Here is a 15,866-nt window from a genome sequence, read left to right on the forward strand (position 1 = left end):
CTGAGCGATTCAATAGTCAATAAACCTTACAGTTGCCTGGCGGCCCGCTCCCCGGGGAGAGTGCGGGGATGGATACCGTCCTGCTGGCCGACGCGACGAGCCCGGCCGACATCCCCGGCGTACGCCTGCTCGGCCTGGTGGTCGGGGCCCTGTTGCTCCTCGCCGCGATCCGGGCGATGTTCGGACGCCGCTGACCCACCCGCACCGATAACCGGTGTGACCTGGCGCCGCCGGGGTACGGCTCTCCCCATCAGCAGGTCCGCGTGCCGAAGGGGTAAGCCATGAAGATCGGATATTTTCTGTCCAGTGAGGAGTTCACGCCAGCCGAGTTGCTGGAGCAGGCGCGCGGTGCCGAACGGGCCGGCTTCGAGGCGCTGTGGATCTCGGATCACTACCACCCGTGGGTGGACGCACAGGGCCAGAGCGCGTTCGTCTGGTCGATGATCGGCGCGCTCAGCCAGGTCTCGTCGCTGCCGGTGACCACGGCGGTGACCTGCCCGACCGTGCGGATCCACCCGGCGGTGATCGCACAGGCGGCGGCGACCAGCGCGGTGCTGCACGGTGGACGGTTCGTGCTCGGCGTCGGCACCGGCGAGGCCCTCAACGAGCACATCTTCGGCGACGCGTGGCCGCAGGCGGACGTCCGGCTGGAGATGCTGGAGGAGGCCGTCGGGGTGCTGCGCGAGCTGTGGAAGGGCGGTTTCGTCAACCACCACGGAAAGCACTACACGGTGGAGCATGCCCGGATCTACACGCTGCCCGACACTCCGCCGCCGATCTACGTCTCCGGCTTCGGACCGAAGGCCATCGACCTGGCCGCCCGGATCGGCGACGGCTACGTGAGCACCATGCCCGACGGCGAGATGGTCCGCCGCTTCCGCGAGAACGGCGGCGGAGACAAGCCGTGCCAGGCCGGCTTCAAGGCGGCGTACGCGGACAGCGAGGACGAGGGGTTGCGGATCGCGTACGAGCGCTGGCCCAACGCGGGCGTGCCGGGTGAGCTGTCCCAGGTGCTCCCCTCGCCGCGGCACTTCGAGCAGGCCGCCGAGCTGGTCGAGCCGGAGATGCTCAAGGAGGCGTTCGTCTGCGGCAACAGCGCCGACGCGCACCTGGAGATGATCGACAAGTACGCCAAGGCGGGCTTCGACGAGGTCTACGTGGCTAACACCGGCCCGCACCACCAGGGTCTGTTCGACCTGTACCAGCGCGAGGTCCTGCCCCGGCTGCGCTGAGCCCCTGGCACCCGAGCCCATGATCTTCCGAATGCGTTTCGGTTGTCCTGGGCTCGGGTACCTCCGGCCCTCGATGAAACTGTCCACGCATTCGATGACGTTGCGCCGCGCCGCCCGCAGCCTGTTCGGCTGGAAGGCACTCCGGCCCAACCAGTTGGCCGCCATGCGCGCGGTCATGAAGCGACGCGACGCCCTGGTGGTGCTGCCCACCGGCGCCGGCAAGTCGGCGATCTACCAGATCCCGGCCAGTCTGATCCCCGGCCCCACCGTGGTGATCTCTCCGCTGCTCGCCCTCCAGCAGGACCAGATCGCCTCCCTCAACGAGCGGCAACGCCCGGAGCTGCGGGCGGTGCGGATCAGCTCGAACGAGTCCGCCACCCAGCAGGCCGAGGCGCTCGCCGACGTCCGCGAGGGCCGGGCGGAGTTCCTCTTCATCACCCCGGAACAACTCAGCAACCCCGAGCGGATGGCCGAGGTCGCGAGCCTGAAGCCGGCCCTGGTGGCGATCGACGAGGCGCACTGCATCTCGGCGTGGGGGCACGACTTCCGCCCCGACTACCTGGCGCTCGGGCACCTCATCGAGGGCATCGGTCGGCCGCCGGTGGTGGCGCTGACCGCCACCGCCTCCCCGCCGGTACGCGACGACATCATCGCCCGGCTGCGGCTGCGCGACCCGGACGTGGTGGTCTCCGGGCTGGACCGGCCCAACCTCTTCCTCGAGGTGGCCCACTGTCCGGACGAGGACTACCGCTGGCGACGCCTGATGACGCTGCTGCGCGACGAGGGGCGGCCGGGAATCATCTACGTGCCGACCCGCCGTGCCGCCGAGGAGCTGGCCACCCGGTTGACCGACGCCGGCTACCCGGCGCAGTTCTACCACGGTGGGATGCCGATGGGCGCCCGCGCGGAGCTGCACGAGGCGTTCCTCGCCGACCAGGTCCCGATCATGGTGGCGACCTCGGCGTTCGGCATGGGCATCGACAAGCCGAACATCGCCTGGGTGGTGCACATGGCGCTGCCCGACTCGCCGGACAGCTACTTCCAGGAGATCGGCCGGGCCGGGCGCGACGGGCAACCGGCCCGGGTGCTGCTGCTGTGGCGGGCCGAGGACGTGAGCCTGCAGCGGTTCTTCAGCGGCGGCCTGCCCGACGAGAACGAGCTGCGCGACCTGGCCGCTCTGCTGCGCAAGAAGGCAGCCACCAAGACCGAACTGCGCGAGACCACCGGCCTGGGGCCGCGCAAGCTGGGCCAGTACCTCTCCCTGCTGGAGCAGGTCGGCGCGGCCGAGCCGCGCGCCCGGCAGCGCATCGGCGCCCCGCGCTACTCCCCCACCGCGGTGGACGCCGCCGCGGCGGCCCTCGCCGAGGCGGAACGCCAGCAGACGGTGACCCGGTCCCGTACCGACATGATGCGGGCCTTCGCCGAGACCAGGGCCTGCCGGGGGCAGACCCTGCTGGCCTACTTCGGCGAGCAGATGAGCGACGTCTGCGGGCACTGCGACAACTGCCACAGCGGCACCAGCGTGGCCGACCAGGGCGCGGTCGGGCCGTTCCCGGTGCACAGTCAGGTGCGTCACCCCGAGTGGGGGCCGGGCATGGTGCTCTCGTACGAGGACGACAAGATGACCGTCCTCTTCGAGGAGGTCGGGTACAAGACGTTGTCGGTGCGCGTGGTGTCCGAACAGGGCCTGCTGACCCTGGACTAGCCTGACCCGGGCGCGGTTGCGGGCCCGGTGGATCGACAGAGCAGAACACCGATTGACCACGAAGAGCAGGGCGGAAGGGGCGTTGTCGTGATCGAGCAGCCGGCGTACACCGGGTTCGGTTTCTCCGACGAGGAGTGGGGGCTGCTGGTCGGCCTGCCACAGTCGGTGTTGACCGCGGCGAGCGCCGCCGAGTCCGACGGCACCCGCCGGACCATGGCGGAGAACGCGGCCGGACTGGAGACCATCGCCGCCGGCCGGGAGTCGGCCAGCCCGCTGGTGGTCGCCGTGGCCGGCGAGATCGTCACCCGGGTCGGTGACCCGGAGACCGGCGAGGAGCTGCCGGTCATCGCGCCCGCCGACCCCGGGGCGTACATCGACGACGTGCTGCTGCGGGCCGGCGAGGCCAACGCCCTGCTGGCCGCGCGGGTCGACGAGGGTGAGGCCGGCGCGTACAAGCACTGGCTCGTGAAGATCGCCGAGCAGGTGGTGGGCGCCGCGTCCAGCGGCGGGCTGCTGGGCATCGGCGGCGAGTCGGTCAGCGACTCCGAGCGGCGTTTCCGCGACCGGCTCGCGCACGTGCTCATCGACTGACCGACGACAACGACGTGTCGGCCGGACCGGTCGGCTCGGCGGCCAGCGCCGCGGGGTCGGCCGGCCGGACGCCGCGCAGCGTGACGAGCGCGGTGAGCGCGCCCAGCAGCATCACCGCCATGGCGGCGTACGCCGCCAGGTGCAGCCCGTCGGTGAACGCCACACCGGCGGCGTGCCGCACCGCGTCGGCCAGCTCCGCCGGCAGTCCCTGGGCGACCGCGAGCGCACCGCCCAGGGTCTCCTGGGCCGCCGCCCCGGCGTCGGCGGGCAGCCCGGCCGGAAGACCGTCGACGATCTCGCGGCGGTAGACCGCCGCACCCACGCTGCCCAGGATCGCCATCCCCAGCGCACCGCCCAGCTCGCTGCTGGACTCGGTCAGCGCCGAGGCGACACCTGCCTGCTCGGGTGGCGCCGCGCCGATGACCAGCTCGGTGACGAGAGACATCACCATCACCAGGCCGGCGGCGTAGACACTGGCGCCGCCAAGCAGCAGCCACAGCGGCGTCTCCGGGGTGACCCGGGTCAACACCACGAAGCCGACGACGGCGATCCCGAACCCCGTGGCGATCAGGTACGCCCGTTCGACGCGCTGGGCGAGAGCGGCGGCGGCCGGCGCGATTGCGCCCACGGCGAGGGACGGCACGAGGCTCCACAGTGCCGCCCGCAGCGGGCTCAGGCCGAGCACCAGTTGGAGGTGCTGGGTGGTGAAGATGGCGAAACCGACGATGGCGAACATCGCCAGCAGGTTGACAGCGAGTGATCCGGCGAAGCCGCGACGGCGGAACAGGCCGAGGTCGACCATCGGGTACGCCCGGGTCCGCTGCCGGTGCAGGAAGAGCGTCGCCACCAGCAGACCGCCGACGATGGCGAGGATTCGCGCCGGGCTGAGGCCGTCCCGGGCCATCTCCTTGATGCCGTAGATCACCGGCAGCAGCGCCCCGAGCGACAGTGCCGCGCTGACCAGGTCGAACCGCCCGGCCGCCGGGTTGCGGAACTCGGGCACCAGGAACGGGACGAGCAGGAGCAGGAGCAGCATCGCCGGGATGTTGATCAGGAAGATCGAGCCCCACCAGAAGTGCTCCAGCAGGACGCCGCTGAGCACCGGCCCGATCGCGATGCCGCCGGTGAGGGTTGCGGTCCAGACGGCGATGGCGGTGCCGCGCTGCGTGGCGTCGTGGAACATGTTGCGCACCAGAGCGAGCGTCGAGGGCATCAGGGTGGCCCCACCGACGCCGAGCACGGCACGCGCGGCGATGAGCGTCGCGGTGCTGTCGGCGTACGCGGCCAGCAGCGACGCGGCGCCGAACGCGACGGCGCCGATCAGCAGGAGTCGGCGTCGGCCGATCCGGTCCCCCAGAGCGCCCATGGTGATGAGCAGCCCGGCCAGCACGAAGCCGTAGATGTCGAAGATCCAGAGCTGCTCGGTGGCGGTGGGGCGCAACTCCGTGCTGATGAACGGGACGGCGAAGTAGAGCACCGACACGTCCATCGAGACCAGGAGCAGCGGCAGCATCAGCACGGTGAGCCCGATCCACTCCCGCCGGCCCGCCCGGGGTGCCGGTGTGGTGGTGATCGTCATGATCAGTTCTCCTTCTGCGTATGACGTACGCTGTAATGCGTAGACCATACGCAGAACTAGGATGGCGGGGCAAGGAGGAAATGTGGCGGCGAAGACAGACGACGACGGCGGACTCGTACTCCCGCCGGCCATCGAGAGCGCGTGGGGCCTACGGGAGCGGCCACCCAAGGGCCCCCGGCCGGGATTGAGCGTGCCCACCATCGTGGACGCCGCCGTACGCGTGGCCGACGCCGACGGCCTGACGGCCGTCTCGATGAGCCGGGTGGCCAAGGAGTTGGGCGCCGCGACCATGGCCCTCTACCGGTACGTCGGCTCGAAGGACGAGCTGCTCATGCTCATGGTGGACACCGGGTACGGCCCGTCCCCCGGCCCACCCGAGCCGGAGAACCACTGGCGCGCCGGCCTCACCCGGTGGGCCCGGGCCGAGCACGAGGTGCTGCGGCGACGGTCCTGGCTGCTGCAGGTGCCGATCAGCGGCCCACCGGTCACCCCGCTGCAGCTCGGCTGGCTGGAGGACGGGTTGCGCTGCCTCGACGGCACCACGCTCGGCGAGGGCGAGAAGATGTCGGTGCTCCTGCTGATCACCGGGTACGTCCGCAACGAGGCCACCCTCGCCTGGCAGATCGCCGAGGGCAGCCGGGCGGCCGGCGTCGAGCCCAGCGAGATGATGCCGGCGTACGGTCGGCTGGTGGCCCGACTCATCGACCCGGCCCGTTTCCCCGCGCTGCACCGGGTGCTGAGCGCCGGTGTGCTCTACCAGGACGACGACCCCGACGACGAGTTCGCCTTCGGCCTGGACCGGATCCTCGACGGCGTCGAGGCCCTGATCCAGCGCCGAGCGGGCTGAGGGGCCCGGATGCTGCCGAGAGAAACCCTCGACACGACCGTCCTGCCACCCGGTGAACGATTCGGGATGTGGCTGGAACTCGTCGCACGCACCTCGACGCCGATGCAGGTCCGGTCCGCCCACAGCGACGACTTCGCCGCCCACGCCAGCTTCATCGACCTCGGCCCGATCCAGCTGGCGCAGTACGAGTACCCCTCCCTGCACGCCGCCCGGACCCGGAAAATGGTCCGTCAGTCCGACCCGGAGCTGTACATCCTCGCCCTCACCACCGGCGGCGTCGGCACCTCCAGCCAGGACGGTCGCCGCAGCGAGATCCTGGCCGGTGAGTTCACCTTCTACAACGCGTCCCTGCCGCACGACCTCGGTCACCACGCGACGGAGCCGGAGCGGGAGCGGGCCACCTCGATCACCACGATGATCCCGCACGCCGCGCTGCCCCTACCGCCGCAGCGGATGGCAGCGCTCTACGGCGGCCGGATGTCCGGCAGCGAGGGGATCGGGGCGTTGCTGGCGCAGTTCCTGATCCAGATCACCGGGCGTCCCGAGCAGTACCATGCCGCCGACGCCAGCCGGCTCGGCGCGGTGGGGCTCGACCTGGCCACCACCATGCTCGGCCGGCACCTCGTCGCCGAGGACGCCGTGCCGACCGAGGTCCGCCGCCGGGCGCTGCTCACCCAGGTGCAGTCGTACATCCACCGCCACCTCGGCGACGCGGCCCTCGGCCCGCAGGTGGTCGCCGACGCCCACCACATCTCGGTGCGGTCCCTGCACCGGTTGTTCGAGGCCGAGGACACCACAGTGGCGTCGTACATCCGGGATCTGCGGCTGGCCCGGTGCTGGCGCGACCTGACCGACCCGGCGCTGCGCAACCAGCCGGTGCAGACCGTCGCGGCGAGATGGGGCTTCTCCGACAAGGCCCACTTCAGCCGAGCTTTCCGGGGCGCGTACGGCACCACCCCGCAGGAACACCGCGACAGCCGCTCGGATTTGGCGCGGATCGTCAACCGCCGGGCGTCCACGGTCAACTCGCTGCCGGCAGACTGACACCAACGCGGCCGGTCATCACCTGGCGGGTCGCCAACGGGGGCCGTGGCGAGGCGCCCGCCGCGCGAGCGGCGGGCGGCCGCCCGGTGGCACCCCGCGCAGGCCCGAGGCTCCGGCTCCGTCGCGCTTCCCCCCAGAATCGCCGGCGGGGCCGGTCAGGCCCCGTCCAGCAGCTTCAAAACCACCCGCTCCGCCTCCTCGCGCGGTGCCCGCGGATCCACCGCCGCCACCACTCCGTCGTGGTAGAGGTCGACCACCCGAGGGTCCACGTAGGACGCCCGAGCCACCGTCGGCGTGTTGCCCAGCAGCTCCGCCACCGCACGCATCACGGCGACCACCGCCTTACGCCGGGCGGTCACCGAACGGGCCGGGCCGGCGGTGGCCAACTCGGTGGCCGCGAGCACCGTGGCGTGCCAGGTGCGGAAGTCCTTCGCCGTCATCTCCCCACCGCTGGCGTCGCGCAGGTAGCCGTTGACCTCGTCGCTGCGCACATCGCGCCACTCCCTGCCGTCCCAGTACCCGAACAGCCGCTCCGCCCGTCGCCGACGACGGCGCAGGTTGGCCAACACCTGGCACAGCTCCGGGTCGTCGATCCGGCGTACCTGCTCGATGCCCCCCTTCGCGGGAAACACGAGCACCACGCAGTCACCGCGGGACCGGGCATGCTCGGGGCGCAGGGTGGCGACCCCGTAGGTCGGGTCGTCGCCGGCGGCGTACTGGTCGCTGCCGACCCGGAACATCCCCATGTCCAGCAGCCGGGCCACGGTGGCCAGCACCCGGTCCCGCCCCAGTCCACGCCCGTCCAGGTCGCGCCCCACCCGCTCACGCAGCGTCGGCAGCCGCCGGGCCACCTCCAGCACGCGGTCGAACTTCGCCTCGTCCTGCTTCTCCCGCCACTGCGGGTGGTAGACGTACTGCTTGCGTCCGGCCGCGTCGATCCCGATCGCCTGGATGTGCCCGTTCGGGTGCGGCGCGATCCACACGTCCCGCCAGGCCGGTGGGATGACCAACTCCCGCAGCCGGGCCAGGACGTCCGGATCCCGCACCGGCGCTCCGGACGGGTCGACGAAGAGCCAGCCCCGACCGCGCCGACGCCGTCCGTACCCCGGTCGACCCGGGTCGCTACGCCGCAACCGCACCGGAGACCCGCACCACCCTCTCCACCTCGGCCACGGCGGCCAGCACCTCCTCGAGGCGCAGAGCCGCCATCGTCGGGTGGCTTCCTACCCCATCCCACCTGGGCCAATCCCGCTCGCCGGCCCAGAGCACCCGATGCCGTGGCCGATCCGGTGGCGGCCCCCACCGCGCCGGTGGCACCGGCCCGAAGAGGACGACCGACGGAGTGCCGTACCCGGTGGCCAGGTGGGCGACGCCGGTGTCCGCGCTGACCACCAGCCGGGCATCGGCCACCAGCGCGGCGAGCACGCCGAGGTCGGTCCGGCCGGCCAGCACGGCGTCCGGGCCCAGGCCCGCCGCCTCGGCCACCCGGGCCGCCAGCGCCCGTTCGTCGGCCGAGCCGGTGAGCAGCACCCGGTGCCCCTGCTCGGTCAACGCCCGGGCCAGGCCGGCGAACCGCTCGGCGGGCCACCGCTTGGCCGCGATCTTGCTGCCCGGGTGCAGCACCGTGACACCGCCGGGCAGCCCCGCCGCGGCGGGCCGACGCAGGGTCAGGTCGGCGCGGTCGGCCGGGATGTCGTACCAGGACAGCAGCCGGCACCACCGGTCCACCTCGTGCTCGTCGACGGCCCAGCGCGGGCCGTCGACGCAGCCGGCGTCCGGGCTGGCGAAGGCGAGAAGCCGACCGGGCCGGGTGGCCGCGAGCAGCCGGTGCGACTGCGGGCCGCGCCCGTGCAGGTTGACAGCGATCCACGGGGCCGACCCCGCCCGGAGCGGGCGATCCAGCCCCGCGGTGTCCACCAGCCGGTCGACGCCACCGACCAGGTCGACCAACGGGGCCAGCCAGCCGGGCGCGGCGAGCACCAGCTCCCGCGACGGGTACGCGGCCCGCAGCGCCCGCAGCGCGGGCACCGCGGTCACCAGATCGCCGACGCCGAGGGCGCGCAGCACGAGGATCACGGGTACGACGTCTCCTGCTCGGCGCAGACCACCATCTCGCGCACCGCGCAACCGGGCGGCTGATTGAGCGCGAACATGATCGCGGCGGCGGTGTCGGCGGGCTCGTTGAGGTTCGCGTCCGGGCCCGGCTTGTACTGCGGGTCCCGTTCGTCGAAGAACGCGGTGCGCATCCCACCCGGGATGAGCAGGGTGACGCCGACCTGACCGGCCAGCTCGGCGGCGAGGGCTCGGGTGAACCCCACCACGCCGAACTTCGCCGCGCAGTACGCGGTGGCGTCGCTGACCGCCTTGACGCCCAGGGTCGAGGCGACGGTGACGATGCGGCCGCGGGAGGTGAGCAGGAACGGCAGCGCGGCCCGGATCACCGCCGCGGTGGCCAGCAGGTCGACGGCGACGATCCGGTCCCAGGTCTCCCCCGGCAGGTCGGCGAGTCGACCCGGCACGTCCGTGCCGGCGGCGGTCACCACGGCGTCCAGGCCACCGGCCTGCTCGGCGAGGTGCCGGGTGGCCACCTCGGCGGCTCGCGTGTCGGCCAGGTCGCACTCGGTCCAGGACACCCCGTCGGCCGGCGGCTGCCGGTCCAGCACGACCGGACGGCCACCGAAGGCGGCCACCGCGGTGACCACCGCGGCGCCGAGGCCGCTGGCGCCCCCGGTGACCAGGACGGTGGGCCCGGCACCGGGCCGTGTGGCGGTCATCGGGTCCGCTCCGCGAGCGTGCGAACGATCAGGTCGGTGGTGGAACGACCGTCCAGGTAGGGCACCACCACCGTGTTCCCACCCCAACGGCGGAGAACCTCCGCCTCCGGCAGTGCGGCGCCGGCGTCCCCACCACCGGTGGCGTAGTCGCCGCCCTTGACCCAGACGTCGGGGCGTACCCAGGACAGCGCCGTCTGCGGGGTCGGCTCGTCGAAGACGAGGACCGCGTCGACACAGCTCAGCGCGGCCAGCAGTCGGCTGCGGTCACCTTCGGACTGCACCGGTCGGTCCGGCCCCTTCAACCCGGCCACGCTGGCGTCGGAGTTCAGGCAGACGATCAGGCAGTCGCCGAGCTGCCGGGCCGCCTCCAGGGTGGCCACGTGCCCGGCGTGCAGCAGGTCGAAGCAACCGCCGGTCGCCACCACCGTGCCACCCGCGGCGCGTACCTCACCCAGGAGTGTGGCGACAGCGGCCACTCCCACCCGGTCGGCCACCGCACCACCCCGTGGTCCCGGCTGGAGGGCTCGCGGCCCCGGCGCGCTCCGGGTCGGCACCGCCGGCGCCGACGGAGGCAGCGCCGTGGCCACTCCCCCACCGGCCACGTACGCGGACGCCTCGGCGACCGCCACCTGCACCGCCTCGCTGACCAGCGCGCCCTGGGCCAGTGCGACGCTGGCCGCCGCCGCGAACCGGTCGCCGGCACCGCAGGTGTCCCCCTCCGCGCTACCCGGCGTCGGCACCACCAGCGGCGTCGAACCGGCGTGGCAGAGCAACGCGCCGTCGCCGCCCAGCGTCACCGCGACCGCGCCCGCCCGCCAACGCCGCCGTAGTCCCTGGGCACCCCGCGACGCGGTGGCCAGTCGGGAGGCACCGGGTAGCGCGGGGACCAGGTCACGCACCTCGGACTCGTTCGGGGTGGCCAGGTGTACGCCGGGCACGGCCGCCGGGCCGCGCGGATGCGGGTCCCACACCACCGGGGCGCGGGTGGCGGCCAACGCGGCACGCAGCGCGGGCTCCCGCGCCACCCCCCGGCCGTAGTCACTCACCAGCACCGCGGACGCCTCGGCGATCACCCGGAGCACCTCGTCGGAGGGCTGACCCGGCTCCCCGGACACGCCGCCCCGGTCGTGGCGCAGCAGCACCCGCCCCCGGGCCCGCAGCCGGATCTTCTCCGGCGTCGCGCCGGAGAGGGCCAGTGGGTACACCTGCACGCCGGCGGCGGCCAGCAGCGCACTCAGTCGGGCCCCACCGGCGTCGTCGGCGAGCGCCGTCACCAGCACCACCTCGGCGCCCTGCGCGGCGGCGAACACCGCCGCCAGGCCGGCGCCCCCCGGCCGGTCGGTGGCCACCGTCTCGTCGAGCACCGGCACCGGGGAGTCCGGGCAGAGCCGGTTCACCACACCTTCCACGTCCCGGTCGAGCAGGGTGTCCCCGAGCACCACCACCGGTCCCCTCACGCTTGCCTCCTCATCCTCACGCGTCGACCCGCTGTCCGACTCACGTGTCGACCTGCCGTCCGGGCCCGCCGTCGAGCACCACCTCGACCCCGGTGCGTACCGGCGCGGCAGGCAGCCGACCGGCCGGGGCGGGCTCCCCGGCCACGGGGTGGACGACCCCCGGACCGGCGGCTGCCGCCAGCGCGGCGGGCAACTCCTGTTCGAGGTACTCGCAGAGCAGATGACTGGTCACCAGGTGCAGCTCCTGGACGACCTGGGTGTCCGGGGACGCGACGGCCAACACGTCGTCGCAGGCCTCGGCGAGCGGATTGGGGGCGACTCCGGTGAGCGCCCAGGTGCTCACCCCGACCTCGCGGGCCGCCCGCGCGGCGGCGACCAGGTTGGGGCTGGTTCCGCTGGTGCTCAGCAACAGCAGGATGTCGCCCGGGCGGCCGTGGGCGCGCACCTGGCGGGCGTACACCTCGGTGTAGCCGTAGTCGTTGGCGATGGCGGTGAGCGCGCTCGTCTCGGCGTGCAGCGCGATCGCGGACAGCGGCTGACGGTCGCCGTGCAGCTTGCCGACCAACTCGGCGGTGAGGTGCTGGGCCTCGGCGGCACTGCCGCCGTTGCCGGCCACCAGCAGGCGACCTCCGGCGACCAGCCGGTGGGCCAGGTCCGCGCCCCAGCGCGCCAACTGTCGCTCACACCGTCGGTACGGCACCAGTGCCGCGGCGAGGTTCGTCAGATGCGTGTCGAGCAGGCTGCCCGTCGGCATCAGGCCACCACCCGGGTCGGCCGGCGCACGGCGGCCACCTCGCTGTAGACCTCGACCAGCCGCTCGGCGGTGGCCGCCCACGAGTACCGCTCCCGGGCCCGCTCCCGCGCCGCCGTCGCGTACGCGAAGCGCCGGATCCGGTCGTCGAGCAACCCCTTCATCGCGGTGGCCAGCGCGTGCGGGTCCCGGGCCGGCACGAGGTCACCGGTCGTCCCGTCGACCACGGTGTCCCGGATGCCGCCCACGGCTGTGCCGACGACCGGCACCCCACAGGCCATCGCCTCCAGCGGGGTCAACCCGAACGGCTCGTACCAGGGCGCCGCGACCAGCAGGTCCGCCGAGCGGTACCAGCGGCCCATCTCCTCCCGGGGCACCGCGCCGACCAGGTGCACCCGGTCGGCCACCCCGCACGACTCCGCGAGTGCCCGCAACCGGCGGGCGTACGGGTCGGTCTCCAACAGCCCCTCGGGTGGGCCGCCGACGACCACGCACTCGGCGTCCGGCACCAACTCCATCGCGCGGATCACGGTCTGGAAGCCCTTGCGCTCGACCAGCCGCCCCACGGTGAGGATGCGGGCCCGTCCCGGTTCCCGGTCGGCGGCCGGCCCGAGTGGGGCGAAGGTGGCGAGGTTGACCCCGGAGGGCACCACCGTCATCCGGGAGCGGGGCACGCCCATGCGGACCAGCTCGCCCACCTCGTCACGGCACTGCGCGACGACCCGGTCCACCGAGCGGCCCAGCTCCCGCTCGTAGGAGATCCGGCGGGCCGGGCTGGTGTCCTGCACTCCCTGGTAGCGGCGCTTCACAGTGCCCAACGCGTGGTACGTCTGCACCACCGGCACCCCGCTCTGCCGACCGGCGGTCAGCGCCGCCAGGCCACTCATCCAGAAGTGCGCGTGGATCACCTCGGGCACCCAGTCGCCGCCGCGCCAACGCTCGATCAGCCAGCGGCTGAACTCCCGCATGTGCGGCAGCAACGCGTCCTTGGCCACCGGCTCGGCCGGGCCGGCCGGCACGTGGACCACGTCGTACCCGTCCGGGCTGCGGACGGTCACCGGCAGGTCGGGCGCGTCGCGGCGGGTGTAGACCCGCACCTCGTGCCCGGCGGCGGCGAGCGCGGCGGACAGCTCCGCGACGTGCGTGTTCTGGCCGCCGGCATCCTCCCCTCCGAGGACGGCGAGCGGGCTGGCGTGCTCCGAGATCATCGCGATCCGCATACTTCCTCCTCCAGCAGCCGGTCCCAGTCAGCGAGGAAACGGTCGAGGCCGTACCGGTCGCGCGCGGCGGTTCGCGCCGCCGATCCGGCCTGCCGCGCGGTGTCCGGTTCGGCGATGAACCGGCGGGCGGCGTCGAGCAGGGTGTCGGTCCGGGTGGCGAGCGCCCCCGCCTCCGGGGGCACCGCCATCACCGCCTCGGTGGTGGCGAGCGCGACGACCGGCATGCCGATCGACATCGCCTCGATGAGGCTGAGCCCGAGGGAGGTCCACCGGCACAGGTGCAGGTACGCCCGCCGCCGGGCCAACTCGGTGTGCATCCGTTCCTGGGGCACGTCGTCGTGGCTGGTCAGCCGGTCAGCGGGCAGCCCGAGGTGGTCGGCCAGGCCGGCGACGCCCATGCCGAAGACGTCCAGCGGCGCGATCTCGGCGAACTGGGGCAGCAGATCGGTGCCGGTGACCCGACCTCGCCGCACCGGTTCGTTGATCACCACGGCGAGCCGGTCCAGCTCCCCCGTGTAGGACGCGGAGGGGGCGACGATGCCGTGGTCGACCACCGTGGTGCGGGTGGCACCGGTGTCCCAGAAGATCTGGTTGAACCCGGTGACGTGGGCGATGAGCAGGTCGTCGCGGTCGGCCATCGGATGACGGGTGTTCGGCACGTCCCCCTTGGGGGTGTTGTGCTCGACGTAGATCGCGGGAAGGTCGCGGCCGGGGCGGCGACGCAGCCACTGCTCGGCCCGGTCGATCTCCTCGGGCCGTTGCAGGATGACCAGGTCGACGTCCGCGCTCGGCAACTCCTCCGGGCTGACCTCGACCGCGCTGTCCGGCCACGGGTAGGTGCGGGCCCGGCCGAGGCCGTACGGGCCACGGTCGGGTGTGGTGGGAATCAGGTAGCGGTGGCTGCCGTGCACGAACGACGTGGTCCAGGAGCCGTGCACGTGCCAGAGCAGGATGTTCATCGGCCGCCACCACCGCCGGCGGTGAGGGTCCGGACCGCGTCGACCACGTCGATCGGGTCGACGCCGCTGAGGCAGGGATGCCCGGGGACGGGGCAACTGGCCGCCCGGGTGTCCCGGCAGGGCGCGGCGGCGTCGCCGAGCCGGACGGTGGGCACCCGGTAGGGCCCCCACTGGCCGAACGGGACGGTCGGCGCGAAGAGACTCACCACCGGTACACCGGCGGCTGCCGCCAGGTGCGCGGGCCCGGTGTTACCGACCACCACCGCGCTGGCGTCCGCGACGATCGCGGCCAGCCCGGCCAGGTCGGTGCGGCCGCCCAGGTCGGTCCCGCCGGCCGCGGCGACCTGGGCGGTGACGGCCCGCTCGTCCGGGCCGCCGGTGACCACCACCCGGTGCCCGGCGTCGGCCAGCGCCCCGGCGATCCGGGTGGCGACGTCGGGCGGGCAGGCCCGGCTCGACGCGGCCGACCCGGGGTGCAGCACCACGTACCCCGGATCGCCCAGGTCGGCCGGGCGGGCTGGAACGGCGTCCCGACGCAGCCGCAGGACCGGTTCGTCTCCGTCGGGCAGCCGATGGCCGGCGGCGGCGGCCAGGGAGAGGGCACGCTCGGGTTCGGGAACGCCCACCGGCACCCGGTGCCGGATGTCCAGCAGCGAGCCCGGATAGTCGTCGCTGATCGCCGCGATCCGGCCGACCCCCGCCATCCGCAACAGCAGCGCCAGTGGCAGGGCGGACTGGTGGAACGAGGTGAACACCACCGCCTGGTCCGCGCCGACCGCGCCCAACCGCGCGGTCAGGCTCCGCATGGCCGCCGGGTCGACCTGCCCCGGCGTGGGATCGATCCACGGCAGCGGATGTTCGATGATCTCGTCGACGCCGGGCAACAGGTTGGCGGCGGCCCGACCGCGCGGACCGCACAGCAGCACCACCCGCTGCGCCCCGGCCGCGACGGCGCGGATCGCCGGGCCGGTGACCAGCACGTCCCCGGCCGAGTCCGAGCGGACCACCAGCGCCGTCCGTACCGGTTCGGTGGGCGGGGTCGCGGGCTGCACGGCGTGTTGGCGGCGCAGGATCTCCGCCACCGCGGCCGGTAGGTCGTTGGCCACCCACCCGGCGGCGGCGACCTCCTCCGGCCGGGTCACCGGGGTGGGCACCAGCACCCCCGCGGCCCCGGCGGCGAGGGCGGCGGCGACGTCCCGGCCGATGTCGCCCACGAGTACGCAGCGGGACGGCGTCGTGCCCAGCTCGCGGGCGGCGGCATACACCAGGCCCGGCGCCGGCTTGCGGCAGTCACAGCCGTCGGCGTCGTCATGTGGGCAGACCAGCCACGCGTCGAACCGGCCCAGCAGCTCCTCGACGCGGGCGTGCACCGCCCGCATCTGCTCAGCGGTGAAGTACCCCCGGGCCAGGCCCGACTGGTTGGTGACGACCGCCAGCCGCAGCCCGGACGCGCGCAGCCGGTCCAGCGCCGCCCGCGCGCCGGGCACCGGCCGTACCTTCTCCGGGTCGCCGTTGTACGGCACGTCCTCGATCAGGGTGCCGTCGCGGTCCAGCAGCACCGCGTCGTAGAGCACCGCTCGGGGGCTTGCGACAGATCCGGAGCCGGCGCGGTCAGCGGCGGCGTACACCGGGGCTGACCTGCGCTGATACGGATCCTCCTGGTCCTGTCGCACAGCCGGCGGGTTCCCTGCGCCCCGAGGAGTAAAC

General features: G+C 73.6%; 15 protein-coding genes. 6 read left to right on the plus strand and 9 right to left on the minus strand.

Annotated elements, in window-relative coordinates; all coding sequences use genetic code 11:
* Positions 1–68 precede the first annotated feature (68 nt).
* The 4 genes from ACZ6NZ_RS10395 to ACZ6NZ_RS10410 all read left to right on the plus strand — a co-directional run bounded on the left by ACZ6NZ_RS10395 (position 69) and on the right by ACZ6NZ_RS10410 (position 3,528).
* The gene (locus ACZ6NZ_RS10395; protein ID WP_465857681.1) at positions 69–194 is read left to right on the plus strand and encodes a hypothetical protein; all 126 of its coding nucleotides are present in this window, start codon (positions 69–71) and stop codon (positions 192–194) included.
* 87 nt (positions 195–281) lie between these two features.
* The gene (locus ACZ6NZ_RS10400; RefSeq protein WP_465857682.1) at positions 282–1,232 is read left to right on the plus strand and encodes a TIGR03557 family F420-dependent LLM class oxidoreductase; all 951 of its coding nucleotides are present in this window, start codon (positions 282–284) and stop codon (positions 1,230–1,232) included.
* Between the two features lie 73 nt (positions 1,233–1,305).
* Positions 1,306–2,937: a RecQ family ATP-dependent DNA helicase gene (locus tag ACZ6NZ_RS10405; RefSeq protein ID WP_465857684.1), complete on the plus strand. Its 1,632-nt coding sequence runs from the start codon at positions 1,306–1,308 to the stop codon at positions 2,935–2,937.
* Between the two features lie 87 nt (positions 2,938–3,024).
* Positions 3,025–3,528 (plus strand): hypothetical protein, encoded by a 504-nt coding sequence (locus ACZ6NZ_RS10410; RefSeq protein ID WP_465857686.1) that lies wholly within the window; start codon positions 3,025–3,027, stop codon positions 3,526–3,528.
* Here ACZ6NZ_RS10410 and ACZ6NZ_RS10415 read toward each other — a convergent pair.
* Positions 3,518–5,113: an MFS transporter gene (locus ACZ6NZ_RS10415; protein WP_465858404.1), complete on the minus strand. Its 1,596-nt coding sequence runs from the start codon at positions 5,111–5,113 to the stop codon at positions 3,518–3,520. The two genes, ACZ6NZ_RS10410 and ACZ6NZ_RS10415, sit on opposite strands and share 11 nt — an antisense overlap.
* A 76-nt stretch (positions 5,114–5,189) precedes the next feature.
* On the opposite strand from ACZ6NZ_RS10415, the gene ACZ6NZ_RS10420 reads away from it, so the two are divergent.
* Entirely contained in the window at positions 5,190–5,954 is a 765-nt protein-coding gene (locus ACZ6NZ_RS10420; RefSeq protein WP_465857688.1) for a TetR/AcrR family transcriptional regulator, read from the plus strand.
* A gap of 9 nt (positions 5,955–5,963) precedes the next feature.
* Positions 5,964–6,998 (plus strand): helix-turn-helix domain-containing protein, encoded by a 1,035-nt coding sequence (locus ACZ6NZ_RS10425; RefSeq protein WP_465857690.1) that lies wholly within the window; start codon positions 5,964–5,966, stop codon positions 6,996–6,998.
* 155 nt (positions 6,999–7,153) lie between these two features.
* Here the strand turns inward: ACZ6NZ_RS10425 and ACZ6NZ_RS10430 are convergent, their stop codons facing one another.
* Genes ACZ6NZ_RS10430 through ACZ6NZ_RS10465 form a run of 8 tightly spaced genes read right to left on the minus strand, consistent with a single transcriptional unit; the run spans position 7,154 to position 15,832 of the window.
* Positions 7,154–8,137, minus strand: coding sequence for a DNA topoisomerase IB (locus ACZ6NZ_RS10430; protein WP_465857692.1), 984 nt, complete (start codon positions 8,135–8,137; stop codon positions 7,154–7,156).
* The gene (locus tag ACZ6NZ_RS10435; RefSeq protein WP_465857694.1) at positions 8,121–9,074 is read right to left on the minus strand and encodes a glycosyltransferase family 9 protein; all 954 of its coding nucleotides are present in this window, start codon (positions 9,072–9,074) and stop codon (positions 8,121–8,123) included. Before ACZ6NZ_RS10435 ends, ACZ6NZ_RS10430 begins: the two co-directional genes overlap by 17 nt.
* Positions 9,071–9,772, minus strand: a complete 702-nt coding sequence (locus ACZ6NZ_RS10440) for an SDR family oxidoreductase (RefSeq protein ID WP_465857696.1) — start codon at positions 9,770–9,772, stop codon at positions 9,071–9,073. Before ACZ6NZ_RS10440 ends, ACZ6NZ_RS10435 begins: the two co-directional genes overlap by 4 nt.
* Positions 9,769–11,229 (minus strand): PfkB family carbohydrate kinase, encoded by a 1,461-nt coding sequence (locus ACZ6NZ_RS10445; RefSeq protein WP_465857698.1) that lies wholly within the window; start codon positions 11,227–11,229, stop codon positions 9,769–9,771. Before ACZ6NZ_RS10445 ends, ACZ6NZ_RS10440 begins: the two co-directional genes overlap by 4 nt.
* Before the next feature lie 40 nt (positions 11,230–11,269).
* Complete coding sequence (locus tag ACZ6NZ_RS10450; protein WP_465858405.1) at positions 11,270–11,986, minus strand: D-sedoheptulose-7-phosphate isomerase; 717 nt, start codon at positions 11,984–11,986, stop codon at positions 11,270–11,272.
* Positions 11,983–13,200: a glycosyltransferase gene (locus ACZ6NZ_RS10455; RefSeq protein WP_465857700.1), complete on the minus strand. Its 1,218-nt coding sequence runs from the start codon at positions 13,198–13,200 to the stop codon at positions 11,983–11,985. The genes ACZ6NZ_RS10450 and ACZ6NZ_RS10455 overlap by 4 nt, the downstream gene beginning before the upstream one ends.
* Positions 13,185–14,159 carry a glycosyltransferase gene (locus tag ACZ6NZ_RS10460; RefSeq protein ID WP_366612428.1) on the minus strand — a complete coding sequence of 325 codons (975 nt, stop codon included), beginning with the start codon at positions 14,157–14,159 and terminating at the stop codon, positions 13,185–13,187. The genes ACZ6NZ_RS10455 and ACZ6NZ_RS10460 overlap by 16 nt, the downstream gene beginning before the upstream one ends.
* Positions 14,156–15,832 carry an HAD-IIIA family hydrolase gene (locus tag ACZ6NZ_RS10465; RefSeq protein ID WP_465857703.1) on the minus strand — a complete coding sequence of 559 codons (1,677 nt, stop codon included), beginning with the start codon at positions 15,830–15,832 and terminating at the stop codon, positions 14,156–14,158. Before ACZ6NZ_RS10465 ends, ACZ6NZ_RS10460 begins: the two co-directional genes overlap by 4 nt.
* Positions 15,833–15,866 lie beyond the last annotated feature (34 nt).

This window comes from Micromonospora sp. NPDC047756, from assembly GCF_055587245.1.

What these genes read in the sequence shown, in the direction of transcription:
- ACZ6NZ_RS10405 (WP_465857684.1), top strand. Translation starts at nt 1,306, where the DNA reads ATGAAACTGTCCACGCATTCGATGACGTTGCGCCGCGCCGCCCGCAGC.
- ACZ6NZ_RS10455 (WP_465857700.1), bottom strand. Translation starts at nt 13,200, where the DNA reads ATGCGGATCGCGATGATCTCGGAGCACGCCAGCCCGCTCGCCGTCCTC.
- ACZ6NZ_RS10395 (WP_465857681.1), top strand. Translation starts at nt 69, where the DNA reads ATGGATACCGTCCTGCTGGCCGACGCGACGAGCCCGGCCGACATCCCC.
- ACZ6NZ_RS10425 (WP_465857690.1), top strand. Translation starts at nt 5,964, where the DNA reads ATGCTGCCGAGAGAAACCCTCGACACGACCGTCCTGCCACCCGGTGAA.
- ACZ6NZ_RS10460 (WP_366612428.1), bottom strand. Translation starts at nt 14,159, where the DNA reads ATGAACATCCTGCTCTGGCACGTGCACGGCTCCTGGACCACGTCGTTC.
- ACZ6NZ_RS10440 (WP_465857696.1), bottom strand. Translation starts at nt 9,772, where the DNA reads ATGACCGCCACACGGCCCGGTGCCGGGCCCACCGTCCTGGTCACCGGG.
- ACZ6NZ_RS10400 (WP_465857682.1), top strand. Translation starts at nt 282, where the DNA reads ATGAAGATCGGATATTTTCTGTCCAGTGAGGAGTTCACGCCAGCCGAG.